The sequence below is a fragment of the uncultured Campylobacter sp. genome, assembly GCF_937997595.1.
Lineage (GTDB): Bacteria > Campylobacterota > Campylobacteria > Campylobacterales > Campylobacteraceae > Campylobacter_B.
The window spans coordinates 1-1,123 of the sequence record NZ_CALKTS010000258.1; the positions used below are offsets into that span (position 1 = coordinate 1).

Annotated in this window: 1 protein-coding gene; it reads left to right on the forward strand. The window is 48.4% G+C overall.

Going from position 1 to position 1,123, the window contains the following annotated elements; all coding sequences use genetic code 11:
- Positions 1-73 precede the first annotated feature (73 nt).
- Positions 74-1,123 (forward strand): hypothetical protein (locus tag Q0614_RS08575; protein ID WP_298788032.1); only part of this gene is annotated, 1,050 nt, incomplete at its 3' end.

Sequence of the window (1,123 nt, forward strand, 5' to 3'; positions counted from 1 at the left end):
CGGAAGAAGCAACAATAAAGATGTCGCGAATAACTACGCAAAAATTAACGGTAATGCAAAAATAGGCGGAAGATTGATCGGCGGAGAGAGCCGCAGCGGAACGGTTACTAATAGCTATTTAGATCTGACCGGCGGCGAGATCGGTCAACAGGCCATAGGCGGCAAGAGCAAAACCGGCGCTTCCGAAAATAAAATAACCGCAACCGGCACGACTTTTAAAAAGAGCGTTACCGGCGGAGAAAGCTCTAACGGCGCCGTAACTGGCAGTAGGGTATTTTTGACTAGCTCCAAAGTCGGCGAGAATATTTACGGCGGTAACGCAGCAGGCGGCAAAGCGGAAGATAACCAAGTCAAACTTAGAGGAAATAACGCCGTAACCGGTGAAATTTACGGCGGCACATCCACTACCAACGATGCTTCAAGAAATATCGTAGATATAGAAGACGGCGAAGTAGGAGGTACGATTTTCGGCGGAAGAGGCGTAAACTCATTTAACAATACCGTAAATTTAACCCGCACTCACGCCAAAAATCAAGTCAATGGCGGCGGCGTTAATACGAGCGGCGGCAGTGCCCACGACAATAAAGTAACCTTAGACGGCGCTAAAGCGGACGGCATCGTAAGCGGCGGTCAAGCCAATAGCGGGGATGCTGCAAAAAATATCGTAACGGCGCAAAACAACTCAAAAATAAATTCCGTTATCGGCGGTCAGTCTTCAAGCGGAGCCGCTAAATTAAATGAAGTACATTTAAGCAATAGCGCCGTAACGAAAGAAATTTACGGCGGATATAGCATAAGCAATAATGCGGAAGAAAATATCGTAAATTTAACGAATACTACCGCGAATGATGAAGTCTACGGTGGATTAAGCTCACAAAAAGCTGCCGATAAAAATACCGTGAAATTAAACGGCGGCGAAGCTAAAAAGAATGTTTGGGGCGGACACGGTCGCATCGGCACTTCACAAAACACCGTGACGGTAGAGGGAGGCGCACTGGTAGCGGGTAACGCACTGGGCGCAGAGGCGACAGCCGGCAGCGCAACCAATAACACCGTAAATGTCGATAGCGGCAAAGTTACCGGCGACGTAAAAGGAGCAAAAGCTAGCGGCTCTGCAACCAAT